The organism is Parundibacterium terreum (assembly GCF_014636315.1).
Lineage (GTDB): Bacteria > Pseudomonadota > Gammaproteobacteria > Burkholderiales > Burkholderiaceae_D > Undibacterium > Undibacterium terreum.
The window spans coordinates 578088-595839 of sequence record NZ_BMED01000002.1 but is presented as its reverse complement, the minus strand read 5'-3'; the positions used below and the strand labels follow the sequence as shown (position 1 = coordinate 595839).

15 protein-coding genes are annotated in these 17752 nt (G+C 48.9%); 11 read left to right on the top strand and 4 right to left on the bottom strand.

Going from position 1 to position 17752, the window contains the following annotated elements; translation table 11 throughout:
* Nucleotides 1-681 precede the first annotated feature (681 nt).
* The 3 genes from IEW12_RS11740 to IEW12_RS11730 all read right to left on the bottom strand — a co-directional run bounded on the left by IEW12_RS11740 (nt 682) and on the right by IEW12_RS11730 (nt 3922).
* Nucleotides 682-1860 (bottom strand): RES family NAD+ phosphorylase, encoded by a 1179-nt coding sequence (locus IEW12_RS11740; protein ID WP_188566226.1) that lies wholly within the window; start codon nt 1858-1860, stop codon nt 682-684.
* Between the two features lie 331 nt (nt 1861-2191).
* Nucleotides 2192-3370 (bottom strand): AAA family ATPase, encoded by a 1179-nt coding sequence (locus IEW12_RS11735; protein WP_188566225.1) that lies wholly within the window; start codon nt 3368-3370, stop codon nt 2192-2194.
* A 243-nt stretch (nt 3371-3613) separates the two neighbouring features.
* Complete coding sequence (locus tag IEW12_RS11730; RefSeq protein WP_188566224.1) at nt 3614-3922, bottom strand: DUF3761 domain-containing protein; 309 nt, start codon at nt 3920-3922, stop codon at nt 3614-3616.
* Between the two features lie 227 nt (nt 3923-4149).
* Between IEW12_RS11730 and IEW12_RS11725 the strand changes: the two genes are divergently transcribed.
* The 3 genes from IEW12_RS11725 (at nt 4150) to IEW12_RS11715 (ending at nt 7423) form a co-directional block, all read left to right on the top strand.
* Nucleotides 4150-5232 (top strand): ComEC/Rec2 family competence protein, encoded by a 1083-nt coding sequence (locus tag IEW12_RS11725; RefSeq protein ID WP_188566223.1) that lies wholly within the window; start codon nt 4150-4152, stop codon nt 5230-5232.
* Between the two features lie 123 nt (nt 5233-5355).
* A complete protein-coding gene (locus IEW12_RS11720; protein WP_188566222.1) occupies nt 5356-6180 on the top strand; it encodes a GIY-YIG nuclease family protein in 825 nt (274 codons plus the stop codon).
* 73 nt (nt 6181-6253) lie between these two features.
* Nucleotides 6254-7423 carry a HEPN/Toprim-associated domain-containing protein gene (locus tag IEW12_RS11715; protein ID WP_188566221.1) on the top strand — a complete coding sequence of 390 codons (1170 nt, stop codon included), beginning with the start codon at nt 6254-6256 and terminating at the stop codon, nt 7421-7423.
* Nucleotides 7424-7543: 120 nt separating this feature from the next.
* Here IEW12_RS11715 and IEW12_RS11710 read toward each other — a convergent pair whose 3' ends face one another.
* Entirely contained in the window at nt 7544-8353 is an 810-nt protein-coding gene (locus IEW12_RS11710) for a GIY-YIG nuclease family protein (protein ID WP_188566220.1), read from the bottom strand.
* Between the two features lie 405 nt (nt 8354-8758).
* On the opposite strand from IEW12_RS11710, the gene IEW12_RS11705 reads away from it, so the two are divergent.
* From IEW12_RS11705 to IEW12_RS11670, 8 genes are all read left to right on the top strand, one after another.
* Nucleotides 8759-9139 (top strand): hypothetical protein, encoded by a 381-nt coding sequence (locus tag IEW12_RS11705; protein ID WP_188566219.1) that lies wholly within the window; start codon nt 8759-8761, stop codon nt 9137-9139.
* A gap of 592 nt (nt 9140-9731) precedes the next feature.
* Nucleotides 9732-10310, top strand: coding sequence for a hypothetical protein (locus tag IEW12_RS11700; protein WP_188566861.1), 579 nt, complete (start codon nt 9732-9734; stop codon nt 10308-10310).
* A 54-nt stretch (nt 10311-10364) separates the two neighbouring features.
* The gene (locus IEW12_RS11695; protein WP_188566218.1) at nt 10365-11630 is read left to right on the top strand and encodes a type II toxin-antitoxin system HipA family toxin; all 1266 of its coding nucleotides are present in this window, start codon (nt 10365-10367) and stop codon (nt 11628-11630) included.
* Between the two features lie 600 nt (nt 11631-12230).
* Entirely contained in the window at nt 12231-13640 is a 1410-nt protein-coding gene (locus IEW12_RS11690; protein WP_188566217.1) for an OmpP1/FadL family transporter, read from the top strand.
* A gap of 405 nt (nt 13641-14045) precedes the next feature.
* Nucleotides 14046-14672, top strand: coding sequence for a paraquat-inducible protein A (locus IEW12_RS11685; RefSeq protein WP_188566216.1), 627 nt, complete (start codon nt 14046-14048; stop codon nt 14670-14672).
* Complete coding sequence (locus tag IEW12_RS11680) at nt 14669-15376, top strand: paraquat-inducible protein A (RefSeq protein ID WP_371874533.1); 708 nt, start codon at nt 14669-14671, stop codon at nt 15374-15376. Before IEW12_RS11685 ends, IEW12_RS11680 begins: the two co-directional genes overlap by 4 nt.
* On the top strand, nt 15369-16991 hold the full coding sequence (locus IEW12_RS11675; protein WP_188566215.1) for a PqiB family protein: 1623 nt from the start codon (nt 15369-15371) through the stop codon (nt 16989-16991). Before IEW12_RS11680 ends, IEW12_RS11675 begins: the two co-directional genes overlap by 8 nt.
* The gene (locus IEW12_RS11670; RefSeq protein WP_188566214.1) at nt 16991-17623 is read left to right on the top strand and encodes a PqiC family protein; all 633 of its coding nucleotides are present in this window, start codon (nt 16991-16993) and stop codon (nt 17621-17623) included. The genes IEW12_RS11675 and IEW12_RS11670 overlap by 1 nt, the downstream gene beginning before the upstream one ends.
* The last annotated feature ends 129 nt before the right edge of the window (nt 17624-17752 follow it).

The following is a 17752-nucleotide window of genomic DNA, read 5'->3' as shown; positions in this document are numbered from 1 at the left end:
CGGAAGATGCAGATCGCGCAGCCGCATTAGGTAATGCAATCTTATATGCGGAGGAACCCCTTTCACCTCTGTTGGAACTCGCACTTGTACCCAAGTCTGCAGCAACAGACATCGTAGAAGCCCTGCAGCAAATCTGGTACGACAACGATATGAATAAACAATTATTCTCGATCGCGAGTTATTTAGTTATAAATATCCATATTTAAAAAGTATTGTCATTTATTGGGTTTTAAAGCTTAAAAATATCCATATTAATAGTTACTTAAGGCCTGGCCAAAAGGAATAGTTATGACAGTGACCGATACCCAAGCGGGTCCGGGCGATAGTGTCTACACCAGCTTCGTTTCGGGAGAAGAAGGACGGGTTCATAGCAAAGCAATACCTACGCACCCGATAGCGTAGTTTGATCGACGAGGGGCGTGCCGAGAGTATCTAGTTGGCATGCCTGCTCCATCCTCACCTAACGGTCTGGCGGTCTCTCTTGAAAGAACCTGGTCACGAATGTGCCAGCAGGGAGCAACGCCCAGTGATGCCACGTTGATCGTTCCAATTCCCTATTCACTACGATAAGTAGAATTGTGTTCTAAGCCCGTGACAGAAGAAAGTTCAAATTTCCCAAAGATGAACTTTATCGAACTTCGTTTTTTCAGGAGGAGCTTAGATTGTCCCCAGTGGCAATGTCTATCTACCCCAAATACTTGCCGGGTCACTCACCACTTCCACAACGGTAGGATCGGTGCGGATCTCAACGGACATTACACGATGAATCTCGATGCTATCTTTGACTAACTCGAGTGCGGGCTTGGGGCGAAACTCTGCTTGCTGATAGGGATACAAAGGTTTTACCTGAATATAACTGATCTTTGGTTTGAAATATTCACGTGGCCCATCTTCTTCTTGCTCCCATAAGTCTACTGCGGCGGTCACATTTTCGCTGTCAGCATTAATAGCGGTGGCGGCTTTATGAAACAAGACGACATTTGCGTTGCGCTCGCCCATGCCATCGTCATCAACTTGAACCGAGGGATAAATGATCCCGTCAATCGACGCTTGAGCATGCATGACGAGATAGTCGGCTACAACTTGTGTGATGAGATAGTTTCGATCTTGATTTTCTGGCATAACCGGCGACGTCATTCGTGTTGATAGCATTCTTAAGAAATCACGCCGTTGAGCTGCTACCAGTGTAGCTTCGTCAAACAGGCTGAGGCTTTGCGCAAGTTGAACTTGACCTAATAACCTGAGATCCAATAATTTCAAAGGTCGAATCACAGAAAAACTCGCAACCACGACATAACTTCCGACCGGTGGCCGAACTTCAGCGAGCGCTGTTTTAGCATCTGTCGCTCCGTAGAACGCAGGAAGTCCAGCTGCATTCATTCGGCCTCCGGAGCCGATCCCGGATGGTGGCGAGCCCAGGGATTTCTCAGGATGCTGCAGGGCTTCCGCCATGTCCCTGTCGGATTGAAATACGCGTGCCCTGTGAAACGTACTGTAACGAGTGTCAGGTCCTGCATCTACTAACACTGGCGTTCCGTCTTCCGTGTGAGCGTTTGATATCCCGCCAAATATTGACTCCATAAATGCCGTAACCTTGGGATTTAAATACCTAGCCTCATTCCGAAGGCTGTTCTCCATCTTCGACCATTCCGTGAGTAGTGGCGATTCGACGGTCGAGCGTAGGACAAACCATAAATCGTCGTCGGGATATTTGCTTTCACGGCTATCATTGTCGTACCAGATATGTCCCAAGGTTTCTACGATATCTGTTGCTGCAGACTCGGATACGACTGCAAGTTCTTGAATGGTCGTCAATAAATCTTTTCCTGCCGGGATACGATCATAATGCACAACAGCCATAGTCTGGCTCGATAGTTCGTAATATGTCGTAAGTACCTGGTCGCATTTTTCTACGATTTTCCAAAGCTCCACGGAGGGAAAATCGTGGTCACAATATGTACAGGAATTCTCGTGAGACATCGCGGCAACTAATAGGGAACGTAGAACAGGTTCCCCTATGCAATTGGCACAAATATAGGTCATTGAAATTTTCCTTGTTAGAGGTGCAGGCCGATCGTGAAAGCAACAGAGTAGAACTTTGAACTGGTCGGCCTTACATCAACAGACGCGATTTTGCGGGGGAAAGTTCGTGATCACTGCCAAACAATTCCTATACTCACGGCTTCACTTATTATTTATCTTTACCTAGCTTAATTAAGCTGATGATTTGATCAAGACCGTCAAACGTACTAGGGATCTTATCCACGTCTGCCACTATTCCGCCAAAAATCAAGGACTCAAATTTCGACAAATCGCCGCCATCCTTATTGTCTTTGGCAAATTTCGCATACTCCTCGATAAAGCCACAGGCCGCCATACGTAGTTCGAGTTGCAGCATCTGGCCTTGAACAGAGTTGAAGTGTGTCAAAGCAACTCGAAAATAATACAGTAAGAGTATCTCGACAGCCGCTACTGGAAAATAGAAAATTAACCGAGGCCAAAGTGCCTCACCCTGATTAACTGCGGTCCCTGAATTAAAGAAGTGTCCGCAAAATGCCCAAACTGGGATCGCGACTGCAATGCCTCCAAAAATAAATATGGCCCCCAACCAGTTTCTCAGTTCTTTCTTTTTACGTTGAAAGAAGTCTCTGAAGGCCGCAGTCAAACCCAAAAAGGAAAACGAAACCTTATACCTCTCTAGTTGCTTGGCATATTCTGCGATTTTTTCCTCTGACTCTGTAGCCCGAGTCTCAGCGTTTGCGATCAGTGTTTGCATTTCGTCAAATCGACTAAGTGCAGATTTCAGACGTTCTTCGTAGCCATCTGTGAGTTGTGATATCCGCTCTTCAGAGTGTGCGAGGGCTTCGTGCGAATTTTCTAATTTTTTACTAATGCTATTTTCGTTGAGGCTCTTAAATAGGGACTGATGGACTTTATATGCCTCTGTGATTTCCGGAATGCTTAATGCAGGATCCAGCCCTAAGTGCATGCCAACAAGAGTAGATATAGGGCCAGCCTCAATTTGGTGATCACGGTGATTCCAATATCGCTCCATGTAAGCCCATGCCATAAGAACTGACAAAAACCAGATTGCTTCTTCCATGGCATGCTTGTGGTTTAAAACACAGTTATAGGTTTGCCTCCAGTATTTTTCGAAAGTGTAAGGCGCATATTCCAACATGTCTTGGAAATGAGTAATCGAATGATTCTTGTCGTTCGCAAACGACGACTTTAAGATTCGCGCTCTTTCGAAGATTCGCCTCTGGTCTGAATTAAAACTATATACGTCTATTGCGTCGCGCATTTCTTGGAGGGCGCCAGCGAAAACTGTTATGTCTGTTTGGTAATCTCCAAAACTTTTTTTCTGCATACAATTCCTTATTCTGAAATTTGGCTATTTTGAGAGGGACGAATATTTCAACCAAAGCCACTATGCATGTAGTGCATGCATGAGACATACGTGCCTAGGGCAAAGCCTGGACATATGCATTACTTCGACTTTCCTTGTTGATCCCAAATCAACTTCGAACATAGAATTCGTGCTCTATCGAGGTTGACTGTATCAATTTCAACATGAACCTGGCCACGATTCACAATCTGCTTCAGGTAACAGCTAAAGCCAACTACTTACGCCCCCATGGTGCGAGCAAGTGCCACGATGATTGCGGCTGAAACTATAGGTGCCGTCACCACATTTTGCCGTCGCACCCGGTGGTACTTTTCCATCAACAGTTTTGGCAGGCGAATGCACGTTCTGACCTGCTTTATTGGTGTAATGATTATGGGTAGTCAGTTTGCTTTCGTCGGGCTCGGCCTGTTTGGCTGGAATTGATGCTGGTGCCGGCGACTGGTATTGAGCAAATACGGGTGATGCGGCAAAGCAAAGCAGTGCCGCTAGTATCGACGCTATTCTGGTTTTCATCTCATCCCTAATTTCTTATTTTGCTGGAACAATAAGCCCCACACGTATCACCTGGCGCCTCCCAAAAACCGTCACTGTCATTAATTACAGTTCCGCCCCTTCGAACGCAATTTCAAAAGGTATTTAGATGTACACCGATTGCCACAAGCATCAAAGTAACATATCATTTTGGCATTATCAATTGATAATCAAATCGTACTATTCCCTTCTATGACTGGAGGTAGGACGTGAACACACCGATAGGTCGTCGTTTTTGCTGGAGTTCGGCAGCTTTGTGTCTGTCATTGCTTGCTGGTTGCGCAGGACCGGACTTACAAAAGCGTGAAAAGGAAGTCGTTCGCAGACTGCCTGAGCAAGCAACGGACGTTTGGCTGTTGGACGTTGGCCAAGGCAGCTGCAGTTATGTCGCTTGCCCTGATGGCCAAAGCGCTGTTTTGATTGATTGCGGAAGCAGTGCTGCGGGAGCAACCAGCCTTCCTTCGGTAGGGCGCTGGCTCAGCGACAAGTTGCGCGCTGCAAGCTCGGCTACTGTGCTGGTGTCGCATCCAGATAAGGATCACATTTCCTTATTGCGCAACAAAGACGGTGTTGATCCGAGCAGCATCACGAGCCTCTATATTGGACGCAGTCAAACTGAGTACCCTCGCGCATTCACCGACTGGGTAGCACAAACAAAAACGCAAGCTATTGAGTTCAATGCAGGCGAATTCAGGAAAGCCGATACCAGATTCGCTTGCGGCGCAGCTAAATTGGATTTACTTACAGTGAACGCCACCATGAATCCACAAACTGGCGAACTGGGATCTAGCACCAATGCTGACAGTGCAATTGTGCGCCTCTCGTACAAAGGCAATTCCATCATTTTTCCTGGGGACGCTGAGGGCAAGACTGAACGAAGTGCACTGGAAAACGCCCGTAATAATAATTTAGACATATCGGGCACATCATTGCTTCTTGCTTCGCATCACGGCGCAAGAACGGAAACTAGCAACAGCCCAGCTTGGTTAAACGCTGTTTCGCCAAACGCCATGCTGTTCAGTGCACGGGTTGCATCAAGCTACCATCACCCACAATGCGAAGTGATTAACCGTGCGGCGCCCCTTGTAGCGCCCGTTGACAGTTCATTTGATGTGGAATGCGGATTGGGAAATGCAGAAATTTCATCGTTGGCCGTCTCTAGTCGTATTCTTGGTACGAATGAGAATGGGCATATCCTCGCGCGTATGACCTCGGGTGGAACAAAAATTTTCTGCCAGAAGATGACGCCAGCGTGTGATGAACAGCTCTCTGACGCGGAATTGCCAAGATAAACATTGGTAATCGAACAGAGAGGTTGACGCACCTGTGAGCATATCTGCTATTAAAAGCTCAATTCAACCGCAATAAAAAAAGTAATGAATCCGCAGTCTATTGACCTCGAATGGAGGCACATAATGGAATTGAGTAATTTGTACTTGCTTGAATTTAAACAGGGGAATTACATCAAAATCGGCAAGGCCGATAATATCCACAACAGAATCAAAACGCTTCAACGAATTTGGGGTGAGGTAGATTATGAAGCATCGTATTATCTACAAGCGCCGACCAGCATCGTGCAACAACTAGAGAGCGCGCTATTACTTCTACTTGCACAATATACAGTGCCGTACCCTCAAGGAGATGGAAGAACAGAGTTACGTGCAAAGCCATCGTTAGGAATCGCGTTGCGCTATTTAGAGATCTTTTGTTTAACAATGCCTGATATTGGCGGAGTTCACGTTGGTGTCCCTAGGCCCGCACTACCGTTGGAGCCTGCTCGACGACATATTCGTCGCGATCGCCTGCTAAAAAAATCCAAGCTTATGGTACAAAGCGTCACTGGCCTCGCTGAAAAATTTGGAAGAATCAATCGCCTTTTGACCATACTTTATCGTCGGCAAACACGCATCCCGTTTGAATACGAACAGCAAGGTGATGTAGTAAACTTTAGAGTTAGACTGCCTTCACCGTTAAAAGCCCCGGACCAGAATCTATTCGCGATATTGGCATATTTTAATTTCGAAATTGAAGATCTTCAGGGCTTTGGATCTTTCAGCTGTTGCTCTGCACGCGGTAGAAACGATATCGTTGAGTTTATCGTCGAGCTACCACACGCATTTTCAGCTGATTGGAGCCCGTTGATGACTTATTTTGTGAAACAGACTCTTGCTTTCTTCCAGAGGCTACCGACTCGCTCGCCCGCGGCTTTTCAACCAATTCCTCATGTGAGCAGTGGCTGATGCAGTAGTGGCTTTGTGCACCCATCGATTTGTTCGCTAATATTCATCGACTTAAGGAATGTAGAGAAAACCAATGGGATCATTTTCAGGGTTAATGCTCGGACCGCTTACAGTAACTGAGAGCAAGAACGAGTTCATTTCGAATCATAGCGAGCTGTTTTTAGCCGAAGACCTCGTTGTCTCAACAATTTACGGGCAGAAGAAACCGGAAGAGCATTATGAACGGCCACTGCGTCAGGTAGTAAAGAGACTGGAGTTAATGGGCTTTACCCTCGCTCGGGCACGAGCAGAATATGCTCGCCCTAATCCTTATTCGTTTGTCGAGCCATTGCCGCTATCGTTCAATGAAGTCATGGCCGTTCTACGAACGGTCAACGTGGCTGACATTCGAAACGAACATTCAGAACTACCAGAGAATAGCGAAATTATTCCAATGGATGTGCAGCGTATGCTCCGTGAGATTCGCCCTCCGAGCAGATTCGATGCTGACAACAAGGACTTACTGACGTTACTTGAAAACTTCAGGCCAGAGACGGCTCTGCGCGTCCTGGCCGAAAATCCCTCAAATCTCGACTTGCCAGTGGTTTGGTTCTTCGATGATGTAGTGAAGGGCGGATGGACCGCGCGAGAAAACATCCAACATGGAATATCAGAACATGCAGAATACCTGTTAGTTACAGAGGGCAGCTCAGACGCCAAGATCTTGCGTCGTGCATTTGACGTCCTTCGACCGGAGATTAGTGATTTTTTTCGCTTCGTTGATATGGCCGATGGTTATCCCTTCTCTGGTACCGGGAATCTGTTGAATTTTGCTAAGGGGTTAGTCAGCATCCGCATCCAGAACAATGTTGTCTTCGTGTTTGACAATGATGCGGAAGGAGTGGGCTGCATGAAAAAATGCAAAGCGCTTTCGCTTCCACACAATCTGAAAATGATGAAACTGCCCGATATTAAAGAATTCGAAAAATTCCGGACGATTGGGCCCGAGGGGGAACAACTAGCAAATATCAATGGGAGAGGCGCAGCTATTGAGTGCTACCTGGATCTTCCGAGCGATGCAACCGTCCGTTGGAGTAGTTATAACGAAGCGCTCCAGATCTACCAAGGGGCACTGATGGAAAAGGACCAATATAAGCGTGAATTCTTAGATCTCGAAAGTCGAGCTGAGGGCTACAATTATGGGAAAATAAGTCGGGTCCTAGATGAAATCATTGCGGTTTGCACTGACGCCGAGCTGCGGTAGACTTCCGTCCCTAAATTCCGCGATACGTCAGGCGCGTGCGCTCGTAAAAGCGCTCGTCAGCTTACTGAATGTTTGTAGCCCAGCCCCCCACTTTCAATCATTGGCCGACTGGATTACCACTCAGACACCCTTGGAAGGGGACGGCATCAAGGAAGTTTGGGGCAGCCGATCTCCGCGGTAGCGCGGAACGGTTGGCTTGATTGCATAAAGAGAATCGGTATCGAAAGTCTCCTCGCTCAGTCTGGTAAATACAAAACTCAAGGACAGATGGTCCACTTTGCCTAACTTAATAATTCCGCATTCGTCAAGTGCGGCTGCTTCCCATAGCAAACGCCCGAATGCAAATTGCTGATCTTCGTAGTTGATAGGCTCAGTGCCATTTAGAGTTATCGTTTTACCGATTATCGAACTCTTCATCGAAATCTGGGCTTTCGTCATGAGATCAGCCATTGAGGTGACAGCCCCAAGTTCTATGATCAACGTTTTCTTCGGTCGCGTTGAACTTTTTCCTCGTTTAGTATTGCGAGGACTCTGTCGACGTGCATCGTGTATTGCTTGACCAGCATGTAGCGGTGCGGGAGCAGAACAACGCAGCCTTTCCTGATGACTTTGTAAATATAAGATTGTCTCATCCCAGCAATTGATATCGAACCATTCTGTATGGCCATTGGCGTCATCAACCAAATTCGGATCAATACGATAATCGCTAAACCACATATGTAAAATCTTTTCCACACGACGGACATCCGTTGGCGCACAAGAAACTTGCATGCTCCGTTCTTTATCTATTTTCGTCGCGAACGCTTGTAGTCGCTGCAAGGGGGCGATACTAAGTCCTATCTTGAACCTAGTATGGATGGAATTAACCAAGAGATAGACAAAGACCAGCTCGGGTGAGTCCTCACCAGGGCTTACTGAGATTTCGTCCACGAACCACCTCCACTCTCATGTTCGCTACGATGAGCGCTCGGTCAACTGTACTTCTGTTTTTCGCATTGGTAGACCAATTGTAGCCGCCTGCTCGCGGCGTAGAGGTTAATTCGTTGAGCTACTAACACCGTTAACCAGTAGGTTCGATCTCGTAACTGAGCAATTTATTTCTGCACAACCTTACCATGCGACCTTTTCTACCGACCCGTGCAGATGCTGATGAGAATAAATACGCTGATGGAACGTGAGTCAGACCCGCAGCTGCGGCCGGGGTATCCTTCGCTACCGCATGATAGCGGCCTTCTCGCACAAAGACCGCAATGCTTTTAAAATGGTGCGTACGTCGCTCCGTAGATGGAGTAGCATTCCCAAAAAATCCAGGGCACTCAAAACGACAGGAAGATCATGGATTCCAACAATGCCATTTCTCAAGTCCCGCACGATTTCCCCTTCCCATTACCAACACCTGGTTCCATCGGCGGTGTGCAGGCTAAAGTCCAACTTGTCGAATATGAGGGAGTGCTCTATTCGCCGGGTACAACGCCTCTTGATCGCTTTGCACGTTGGGACATTTGCGAAGATCTCGCACAGCAATTCAAGGTGAAATGCCTGGAAACAAAGGCCGGAAAACGCGCCCATATGAGCGAGTCCGAAATTCTGCAGCAATATTACGATCGCCTGTCCAGTACGGGTTGGACGTCACAGCCAGAAGCAAAATGGATAATGTTGCGTGTCGCTGCGCTGCTGGCCTGGCCAGCACGAATTGAATTCAATGAAGAAACATAGGTAGTGTTGCCTCCCTTATTGCACTGACGTTACTCATTGCGGTAGCGTAGGTCGGCTCGAAACTTTGTAATCCGGTTGAAACGTAAAAAGTCACCCTGGATCATCGCCTGAGTTAGGGTGAGACCGCTCTTGAATGTGCCAGCGTTTCCGGAACGCCGTTGAGGATTAGTTGCGAGCGATTAGGCTAAGCCTTGGCGTGACAACGAGTCGTCTGGTTACCCGCCTTAACACAGCCCCAAGTACAAAGCATTCCTTGGGAGCTCAGAAATCGGTGATCGTGTTCGCATTGGCGGCCCTACGCAACCCTACTTTCCCGGTATACCAGCTACACACTGGCAAAACCAGCAGTAGAAATGCCGCACTTTCCAAACGAATAAATTCGGTGCGATACATCCACGCAGACAAGCTGTCTCGTGGAGGAGCTGCGAAGCGACCAATTGTAAAAACGCCAAAAAAAGAATGCAATTGGATTAGCGTCCAAGGGTAGCTATGATTTTTTATTTTCAGTGGAATGGCATATTTCAGCATTTGCTGAAATATGCCATTCCACTGAAAATTTCGCCCTCTTTGAATTTAGGGTAAGGTTTAGTTCATGAAGGTAGTTCAGAGACAACTTTTTCAGGTCGAGTGGCGCTCTCCGTTGATACTGTTTGTCAACTATGAAGTTGTATTCATTTTGGATCCATTGATTCCCGGCGAGGTAATTATGGCGATGACTTTGGCAGAGCGACGGCAGTTTATTCGGTTTATTCAGACATATGCCGCAGACATCGACAGAATGCGCAGATCCCTAGAGGCTGCAGGATACCAAATCAGCACTTACCATATTGTTCAGGCCTGGGTTGACTACTCCGACTCAACCAATACTGTCTGGGTGAGCACCGCCGAAGACACAACTGGTCTACTCAAAACCTTGTTGCAACATATGCCTCCTATCCCAGCCGATCAGACCCCTCACGTCCAGTTTATTGGACATATCATTGACCTCGGGGATGGAAGCGGCGATGGCATCCTTGAGTTGCAGCACGAACTGCTGGCCTTAGTCGGTTGGGAAGAGGGTGATAGCTTGTATGTCTCGGCAATCGGCCCCAAAGAACTATTACTAAAGCGCGCAAACGTCGCTGGAGTTGACGTGTATGAGTCAGAAGATGTTTCTAAGAATGAGGAATGAACTCTTCTTAGCACAGTACAGAGTTCAACTGACAAAACGGGAGGATCGAATACGGTGTTAAATGTTCCCAAGGCTCAGTTTATTTATTTACAGCGTCCTGACAATGGGGAATGGCTAACTATTGGACGGTATCAAGTCGGTTCCGCGGTTGGCACAGGTAGCTTCAGGTACACCCACAATTATGTCCATGCGGATCTTCCGTGGGTGATCGACCCGGTCAATTTACCTTTCCTGACGGAAGACGACCAGTCAGCGCCACGCTACAGTGGCTTGCACGACGTGCTAAGGGACGCTTGTCCCGATGCTTGGGGCCAGACGCTGCTCCAACGAGAACACAGCCTGCCGGAGGGTACCCATCAGGCGCGCTATCTAATTCTGGCTAGCAACGCTGACCGTTGGGGCGCGCTCGCCGTAGGCACCAAACCGACTCCCTCGATAGCACAAACGTCCTACCCGAGACTGCAGCAGTTGCCGCTGGTAGCGAGGGAATTGGCTGCGCTGAGCGAGCAGCGTCCAGCGCTTAGCCTTGGACTTCGCCGGCAACTGATCCGGGCGGCCGCGATTGGCGGGGCCCGGCCCAAGGCGACGCTGCGGGACGATGAGGGACAGTATTGGCTGGTCAAACCGAGAATCTCCAGCGATATCACTGACATTCCCGCCCTGGAGCACTTCGCTCAACAATGGGGGGCTGCGAGCGGACTTCATTTCGCATCGACCCTACTGCATACGATCAAAGAAGGCCACAGCGCCGTAAGCGTACTCCGTTATGATCGCGTCGGAGAGCGACGGCTGATGTGCGTTAGCACAGCGTCACTGCTGCAGACGGAGTATCCGGACAACTTAGGGCAGACTGATCTGTGGAGCTACCCGCGCTTGGCCGACGCATTGCGTATCATCGGAGCTCCTGAGGAGGACAGACGTGAGCTATTTGGCCGAATGGTCTTCAATGCCATTTGCGGAAATGATGATGACCATGTTCGCAATCATGCAATTGTATACAAGCACGAACAGCGGCGCTGGCGCTTGACACCAGCTTTCGATGTCGTGCCTAACCCTGTTGAGACGCCGCGCAAGCTGACACTGCAACTGTCAAATGGGCGCTTCGACATCTCTCGTTCAGCAGTGTTGGCTGACGCAGATCGTTTTGGTTTCAGTAGCAGCGAGGAAGCCGCGAACTATCTCGATATGCTAATGGTGCAGGTAACCAACGGCTTCGATCAGGTTGCACACTGGCTGGAACATGACGGGCAGCAGATGCTGCGCACGCGTATGACGCAAAACGTAGCACTGCTGGCAGCTATAAGCAAACACGACATCTGATTGGTTCTCACCGAGCAGCGGATCAAGGCGGCTGCAGGGAGACTTCGAAAGGACCTTTCTAGGTCAAGTGCTATCCGCAATGGAAACATCTTGAGCCGGCCTCCTGCGCGTGAGGAAGCCGGCATATCGCCAAATTTAAAGGTTCTCTCTCTCTCTCTCTCTCTCTCTCTCTCTCTCTCTCTCTCTCTCTCGATTAGCGCAGCATCCCTGACGCCACGGACTTTAGAATTGGAACGGCTGGCCCAAAGGCTTTTGCCAGTGCCCGATAGTCCACCAGCTCTAGGCAGAGTTCCATATTTGCCAACAACTCTGCCCCGGCGAGGCTAATTACCGGTTGCGAGTTCAAATATTCTCGGAGATCGGCAATTCGCTCCTGCATATTGGCAGCAGATCTGATGCCACGCCACCCACCTGCCGGCAGATTGCGGCGGAAGTCTGCGTTGTTATTATCCAACGTAGCACTATGACCACACCCGTTTTATTCGAACCAATATTTTCATATTGAACTAATATGTCAACTTGACATATCTTGTAATATGAATAAAAGTGGTGGTTCACCATATCAATGGTGAATATATAAAACACAAAGGAGACAGGGTCATGGGTAGGAAGAAGAACAAGATTGCATTACACACGCTGCTGGCTGTGGCAGCGTGCGGGGTAGACCAAGCGGCCCGGGCATCCGGCTATCAGTTTGACGTACAAAGTATACGAGCTCAAGGTAGCTCAAATGCCGGAACGGCCGAGGCGAGCGATCCATCTACGATTTTCTATAACCCAGCGGGGTTGACCAGGTTGGAAAGCAACCAAGCAACATTCGGGGGCACGGCAGTAAACCCACATTCGACTTTCAGGTTCAGCAGTGCCACAAACGGCAGCGGCCAACCCGTTTCTTCGGCAGACAGCGGTGGCAACTACGCTAAGCAGGCAGTTATCCCCCACGGCTATCTGTCGCATCAGATCAATGACCGGCTAACGGCAGGCATCGGTTTGTTTGTCCCCTACGGTTCAAAGATTGGCTACGACGACAATTTTGCCGGCCGCTATTACGGGAGTGATGTGGATTTTAAGTCGCTAAACATCAATCCTTCGCTCGGCTTTAAGTTAAATGCGCGTCACAGTATCGGCTTTGGCGTCAGCGCACAATATTTGAACGTCAAACTTAGCAAGAATCAGGACTTGTCGCCTGTCGCCTTTGGAACTTGCCTAGCTGGCGGCGGTGATCCAGCCACTTGCCAGGGCGCTGCCATGGCTTATGCCACCCAAGCGGATGCCAAGGTTCGCGTTAGTGGAACTGATTGGGGCTACGGATTCAATCTAGGCTATCTGTTCACCCCGAGCGATGGTACGCGAATCGGCTTGGCCTACCGCTCCTTCATCACACAAAAATTGCACGGTTCCGCCCAGTTCACGATTCCCAGCAACCTGCCTGGCGGCTCTGTTTCGCCACTCAATGGCGGAATTCATACCGCGCTAGCAAATAGCGACGCCTCAATGGCGGTCACAACTCCGGAAAGCGTCTCCCTCAATACCTATCATGAGCTGGACACGCGCTGGGCCGTCATGGGCGATATCACCTGGAACCGGCATGATCGCCTGCAGGCGATCGAGATCGACATGCCAACAGCACAAATACCTGACCGTAAGGTCGTTCAGGAGACAGCATGGCGAAACAGTTGGCGCGCCTCGGTCGGCGCTAGCTTCAAGTTTGACGAACAATGGACTATGCGCGGCGGCTATATGTACGACCAGTCACCGGCGTCCAACTCGCGCTATGCATTGACGGTGCTGCCTGACGCCAACCGTCAGATGTACTCGTTGGGCGCCAGCTACCGGATCGACTCGCACAACGCACTCGATCTCGCTTACAGCTATATCAAGCTCAAACAGGCGCCAATCAATAGGATGGACGACGATTACGACAGCAGAAACGGTACCCCCGGCGTGCTCAATGGCAGCTACCATACCCGCGTAAATCTGATCGGTATTGGCTACACCCATAAGTTCTGACGCCTGATTCTTTCCGACAGCTCTACCGCCTTACTCCGGTGGGGCTGTCTCTCTTTATCACAGCAATTCTCTCAGCTTCGCGTTCGCGATATCCGTATTTATTCAAGAGTTCAAACACGAAAATAACTTTGAATTGACATTACTGTCAAGATGACATATTATGCCAATTAGAATCTGAATATCACGTGATTTCTTGCATGCTATTCAAGCAATACTTCGACGAATGTCTCAACTGGAAGCAAAAAAGTACCTAATACATTCGACTTACTTTGCGTTAATGGGATGTTTAAAAAAGTTTCCTGGCTTGTCGCGCAGCTTGTCATCGCTCCAAGCTGTTTGCCGCGTCACTTACCGGCTGCATTTTGAAATGACCTTCAGCTCAATCATTCAAATCCAAGATACACAATGTACGAAGTCCCCAACTTAATTGCCTGTAATGGATGTGATGCTCTCTATCGCCGTCCACTGTTGCGCTCAAAAGAGATCATTCATTGTCGCCGCTGTGGCACAGAACTGGACCGTGACGCTAGCAAAATAAGGCGACAAATCCTTCCCCTGACGGTGGCGAGTCTGATCATATTTGTGATCTCAAATTGTTTCCCCATCATCCAGATTGAGATGCATGGTCTGAGCAGCAGCACGACATTGTTGGGGTCTGTCTTGTCACTGAGATCAAGCGGCATGGATTTGGTCGCAATGTTGGTCTTGACAACTACCATCCTGTTTCCGCTTTTACACTTGGTGTCTTTGCTCTACATCCTGCTAGCGCTCGCAAATCGGCGTTCGGCCGTTGGTTTTAATTTTCTGATTCGCACTATGCAGCGACTACGGCCCTGGGGAATGGTTGAGGTATTCCTGCTCGGTGTTCTAGTGGCATTAGTCAAATTGTCCAGCATGGCGACTATAGTCCCAGGAATCGCCCTGTGGTCTTTCGGAGTATTGACTGTGCTACTAACTGCAGTCACTTCTTTCGATCTTCGATTGCTTTGGAATATGGCAAATTCAGGTAACAACGGGAAAGAGGCGACGTGAACAATGACACCGCCGCCTCTTACTCTGCCTTTGAGAAATTGAGCGAAGATCTTCCGGCTGTCACAGCTGCCGAGCTCGCCATGGTGTCATGCCATTGTTGCGGCACAGTCTGGAGAAATTGTTCAACGCACGACCAATGCCGGCGTTGCGGTAGCTCGCTCCATGTTCGCAAACCAGGCAGTCTCAGACGCAGTTGGGCATTCCTTATCACGGCCTGCATTATGTATATTCCCGCCAACTTGATGCCTGTGATGGTGACCAGAACAGTATTGGGCACGCATGAAGACACCATCATGAGCGGGGTGATCTATTTTTGGATATCGGGCTCCTGGACACTGGCCTCAATCATTTTCATTGCCAGCGTGTTTGTGCCCCTCTTCAAATTAGGCTCATTGATTCTGCTTACAACGATGGCACAAAGCAAGAGTGATTGGCGCCGTCTGGAACGAGCCAAACTGTACCGGCTAATGGAAACTATCGGCCGGTGGTCCATGCTAGATGTCTTCGTCATATCCCTGCTGGTTGGCTTAGTACAAATCGAAGGATTTGCATCCATCTCGGCGGGATTTGGGGCAATGGCATTTGGCTCGGTAGTTGTATTCACGATGCTGGCATCTCATAGTTTCGACCCACGTCTGGGATGGGATCGCGCAGATCAAGAGTTAAGCAAGATTCAACGAATAGAAAAAGCACAGAATGAATGATGTAGAAAATAAGGTATCGCTGCCACTGCCAAAACTTAGCCGGAAACACGATTGGCTTCCTTCATTAATTTGGCTTATCCCAATAGTAGCAGCGCTTGTCGGCCTGACGCTCGTGGTCAAAACAATGACCGAGCGCGGACCGTCAATCACTATATCATTTCGTACCGCTGATGGTCTTGAGGCAGGAAAAACCAAAGTCAAGTTTAAGGATGTTGATATCGGCTTGGTACAGGCAATCACCTTGAGTCAGGATCATTCACATGTTTTGGTCAAAGTTCAATTGTCGAAAGAAGCTGATAGCTTCACCGCCACCGATACACGCTTTTGGGTAGTTCGTCCGCGCGTGGCGGCTTCCGGTGTCTCCGGCCTTAGTACGCTTCTTTCGGGAGCCTATATTGGGGTCGATGGCGGCTCTTCGAAGGAACGAAAAGCTGAGTTTCTCGGACTCGAAGTGCAACCGATCGTTCGGCAAAACGAGGCAGGAAAACAATACTTGCTGCATGCTGCTGACATTGGATCACTTGATATCGGCTCGCCCATCTATTTCCGTCGGATAAAAGTCGGCCAGTTGGCTGCTTTTGATCTGGATGAAGATGGAAAAGGTGTCACATTACGTATCTTTATTGAGGCGCCGTACGACAAATTAGTTGGCGCGAACACCCGCTTCTGGCATGCAAGTGGATTCGACATGCAAGTCAACGCCAGTGGTTTTAAGCTGCGTACGCAAGCGCTTGCAACGGTGGTACTTGGCGGTATCGCATTCCAATCACCGGATGACACCCTGGGGTTAGCGGCCAAGGCGAATACTACCTTTGACCTTGCTGCGGATGAGGAGTCCGCCTTGAAGACACCTGACGGCCGATCGGAAATAGTGGTAATGCATTTTAATCAATCTCTACGTGGATTGACTCCAGGTAGTACGGTTGACTTTCGCGGTGTGGTCTTGGGCGAGGTCAAATCTATAGGGATTGAATACGACGCCAAACACCGCGAATTCAATATGCCCGTCGTGATGCAGATCTATCCGCTGCGTTTGGGGCGCAAATATGCCGAAGAAGAGCTGCACTCAAGCTTTACTGCGAAACAACAATTGCAATACATGGTCAACCGTGGCTTGCGTGCGCAATTGCGGACTGGCAGCTTGCTGACAGGGCAGCTATATGTCGCCTTGGATTTTTTTCCAAAAGCCGCGCCAGTTACTATCGATACTTCATCCACGCCAATCGAGATCCCAACCATACCGAACGGTATGGATGAAATTCAGTCGCAGATCGCCGAGATAGCCAAGAAGCTAAGCAAAGTGCCATTCGACGACATTGCTGTGGATTTGCGAAAAACCTTAAGTACCTTAAATCACACCTTGCTCAGCGCAGAACAATTAACGAAGAGTTTAAACAACGACGTGGCTCCAGAAATTACAGCAGCTCTGAAAGATGTCCGTTTGACGCTAGGCAACGCCAATCGAACACTGTCCGATAATGCCCCTCTGCAGCAAGACATACGCCAGACCCTGCAAGAACTATCCCGGACTGCCGTCTCGATGAGAGTGCTAACCGATTATCTTGAACGTCATCCAGAAGCTGTCATTCGTGGCAGACGAGAAGGGAATAATTGATGAAATCGACAAAACTGGCAGGCTTCGGCTGCATTGTAATTGCTATTTTTTTAGCAGGTTGCGGGTCAGCTCCAACGCACTTTTACACGCTTTCGGCGCCGAAACTAACCGCAACTTCTTCTGAGCGAGAGGTGCTACCAATGTTCATCGAAGTTGCTCCAGTGGTAGTGCCGGAACGATTGGCTCGCCCCCAATTGGTTGTGAATATCGCTGGAAAATCTGGCGCAGGCGTCGATATTCTGGAGCAAGAACGGTGGTCTTCACCCTTTAACAGCGAACTGCGAGACGCATTGGCGAGTAGCCTAGTTGCTCGCTTGAATGCTATTGACGTGAGCCGCTCTGGACGGCTTAGAGATCAACCTACATATCGTATTGCAATTGAACTGCATGATTTTGTTGCCATCCCCGGTGATAAGGTGCAATCCATCTTTGGATGGATCATTAGTCGTTCAGATAACGGGCGCAGTAATACATGCCAGGTAAACATATCTGAACCGGTCAGCGCTGGCATTGATGGTTTGGTACATGGCGTGCAGCGATCGGTCATCGATGTCACCACAAGAATTGCGGCTAACGTAAAGGCATTTCAGGTGAATGGAAATTTTGTATGTGAACCAGGATCATTGGAATAGTTGAATACTTAGTTCGTTTACACATAGATACATGTAAAGAAAACCCAAGCTCCGCTTTAGCCCCGAACGAGCCATTCGGCGCAACTGTTCAGTTTCGAATGCCGAAGCTATACATAATCCAAAATTTCA

Excerpts from the sequence above, each read along its gene's own strand:
- IEW12_RS11740 (WP_188566226.1), bottom strand. The coding sequence starts at position 1,860 with ATGGCTGTTGTGCATTATGATCGTATCCCGGCAGGAAAAGATTTATTG.
- IEW12_RS11735 (WP_188566225.1), bottom strand. The coding sequence starts at position 3,370 with ATGCAGAAAAAAAGTTTTGGAGATTACCAAACAGACATAACAGTTTTC.
- IEW12_RS11730 (WP_188566224.1), bottom strand. The coding sequence starts at position 3,922 with ATGAAAACCAGAATAGCGTCGATACTAGCGGCACTGCTTTGCTTTGCC.
- IEW12_RS11720 (WP_188566222.1), top strand. The coding sequence starts at position 5,356 with ATGGAATTGAGTAATTTGTACTTGCTTGAATTTAAACAGGGGAATTAC.
- IEW12_RS11715 (WP_188566221.1), top strand. The coding sequence starts at position 6,254 with ATGGGATCATTTTCAGGGTTAATGCTCGGACCGCTTACAGTAACTGAG.
- IEW12_RS11705 (WP_188566219.1), top strand. The coding sequence starts at position 8,759 with ATGGATTCCAACAATGCCATTTCTCAAGTCCCGCACGATTTCCCCTTC.
- IEW12_RS11700 (WP_188566861.1), top strand. The coding sequence starts at position 9,732 with ATGAAGGTAGTTCAGAGACAACTTTTTCAGGTCGAGTGGCGCTCTCCG.
- IEW12_RS11690 (WP_188566217.1), top strand. The coding sequence starts at position 12,231 with ATGGGTAGGAAGAAGAACAAGATTGCATTACACACGCTGCTGGCTGTG.
- IEW12_RS11685 (WP_188566216.1), top strand. The coding sequence starts at position 14,046 with ATGTACGAAGTCCCCAACTTAATTGCCTGTAATGGATGTGATGCTCTC.
- IEW12_RS11675 (WP_188566215.1), top strand. The coding sequence starts at position 15,369 with ATGAATGATGTAGAAAATAAGGTATCGCTGCCACTGCCAAAACTTAGC.
- IEW12_RS11670 (WP_188566214.1), top strand. The coding sequence starts at position 16,991 with ATGAAATCGACAAAACTGGCAGGCTTCGGCTGCATTGTAATTGCTATT.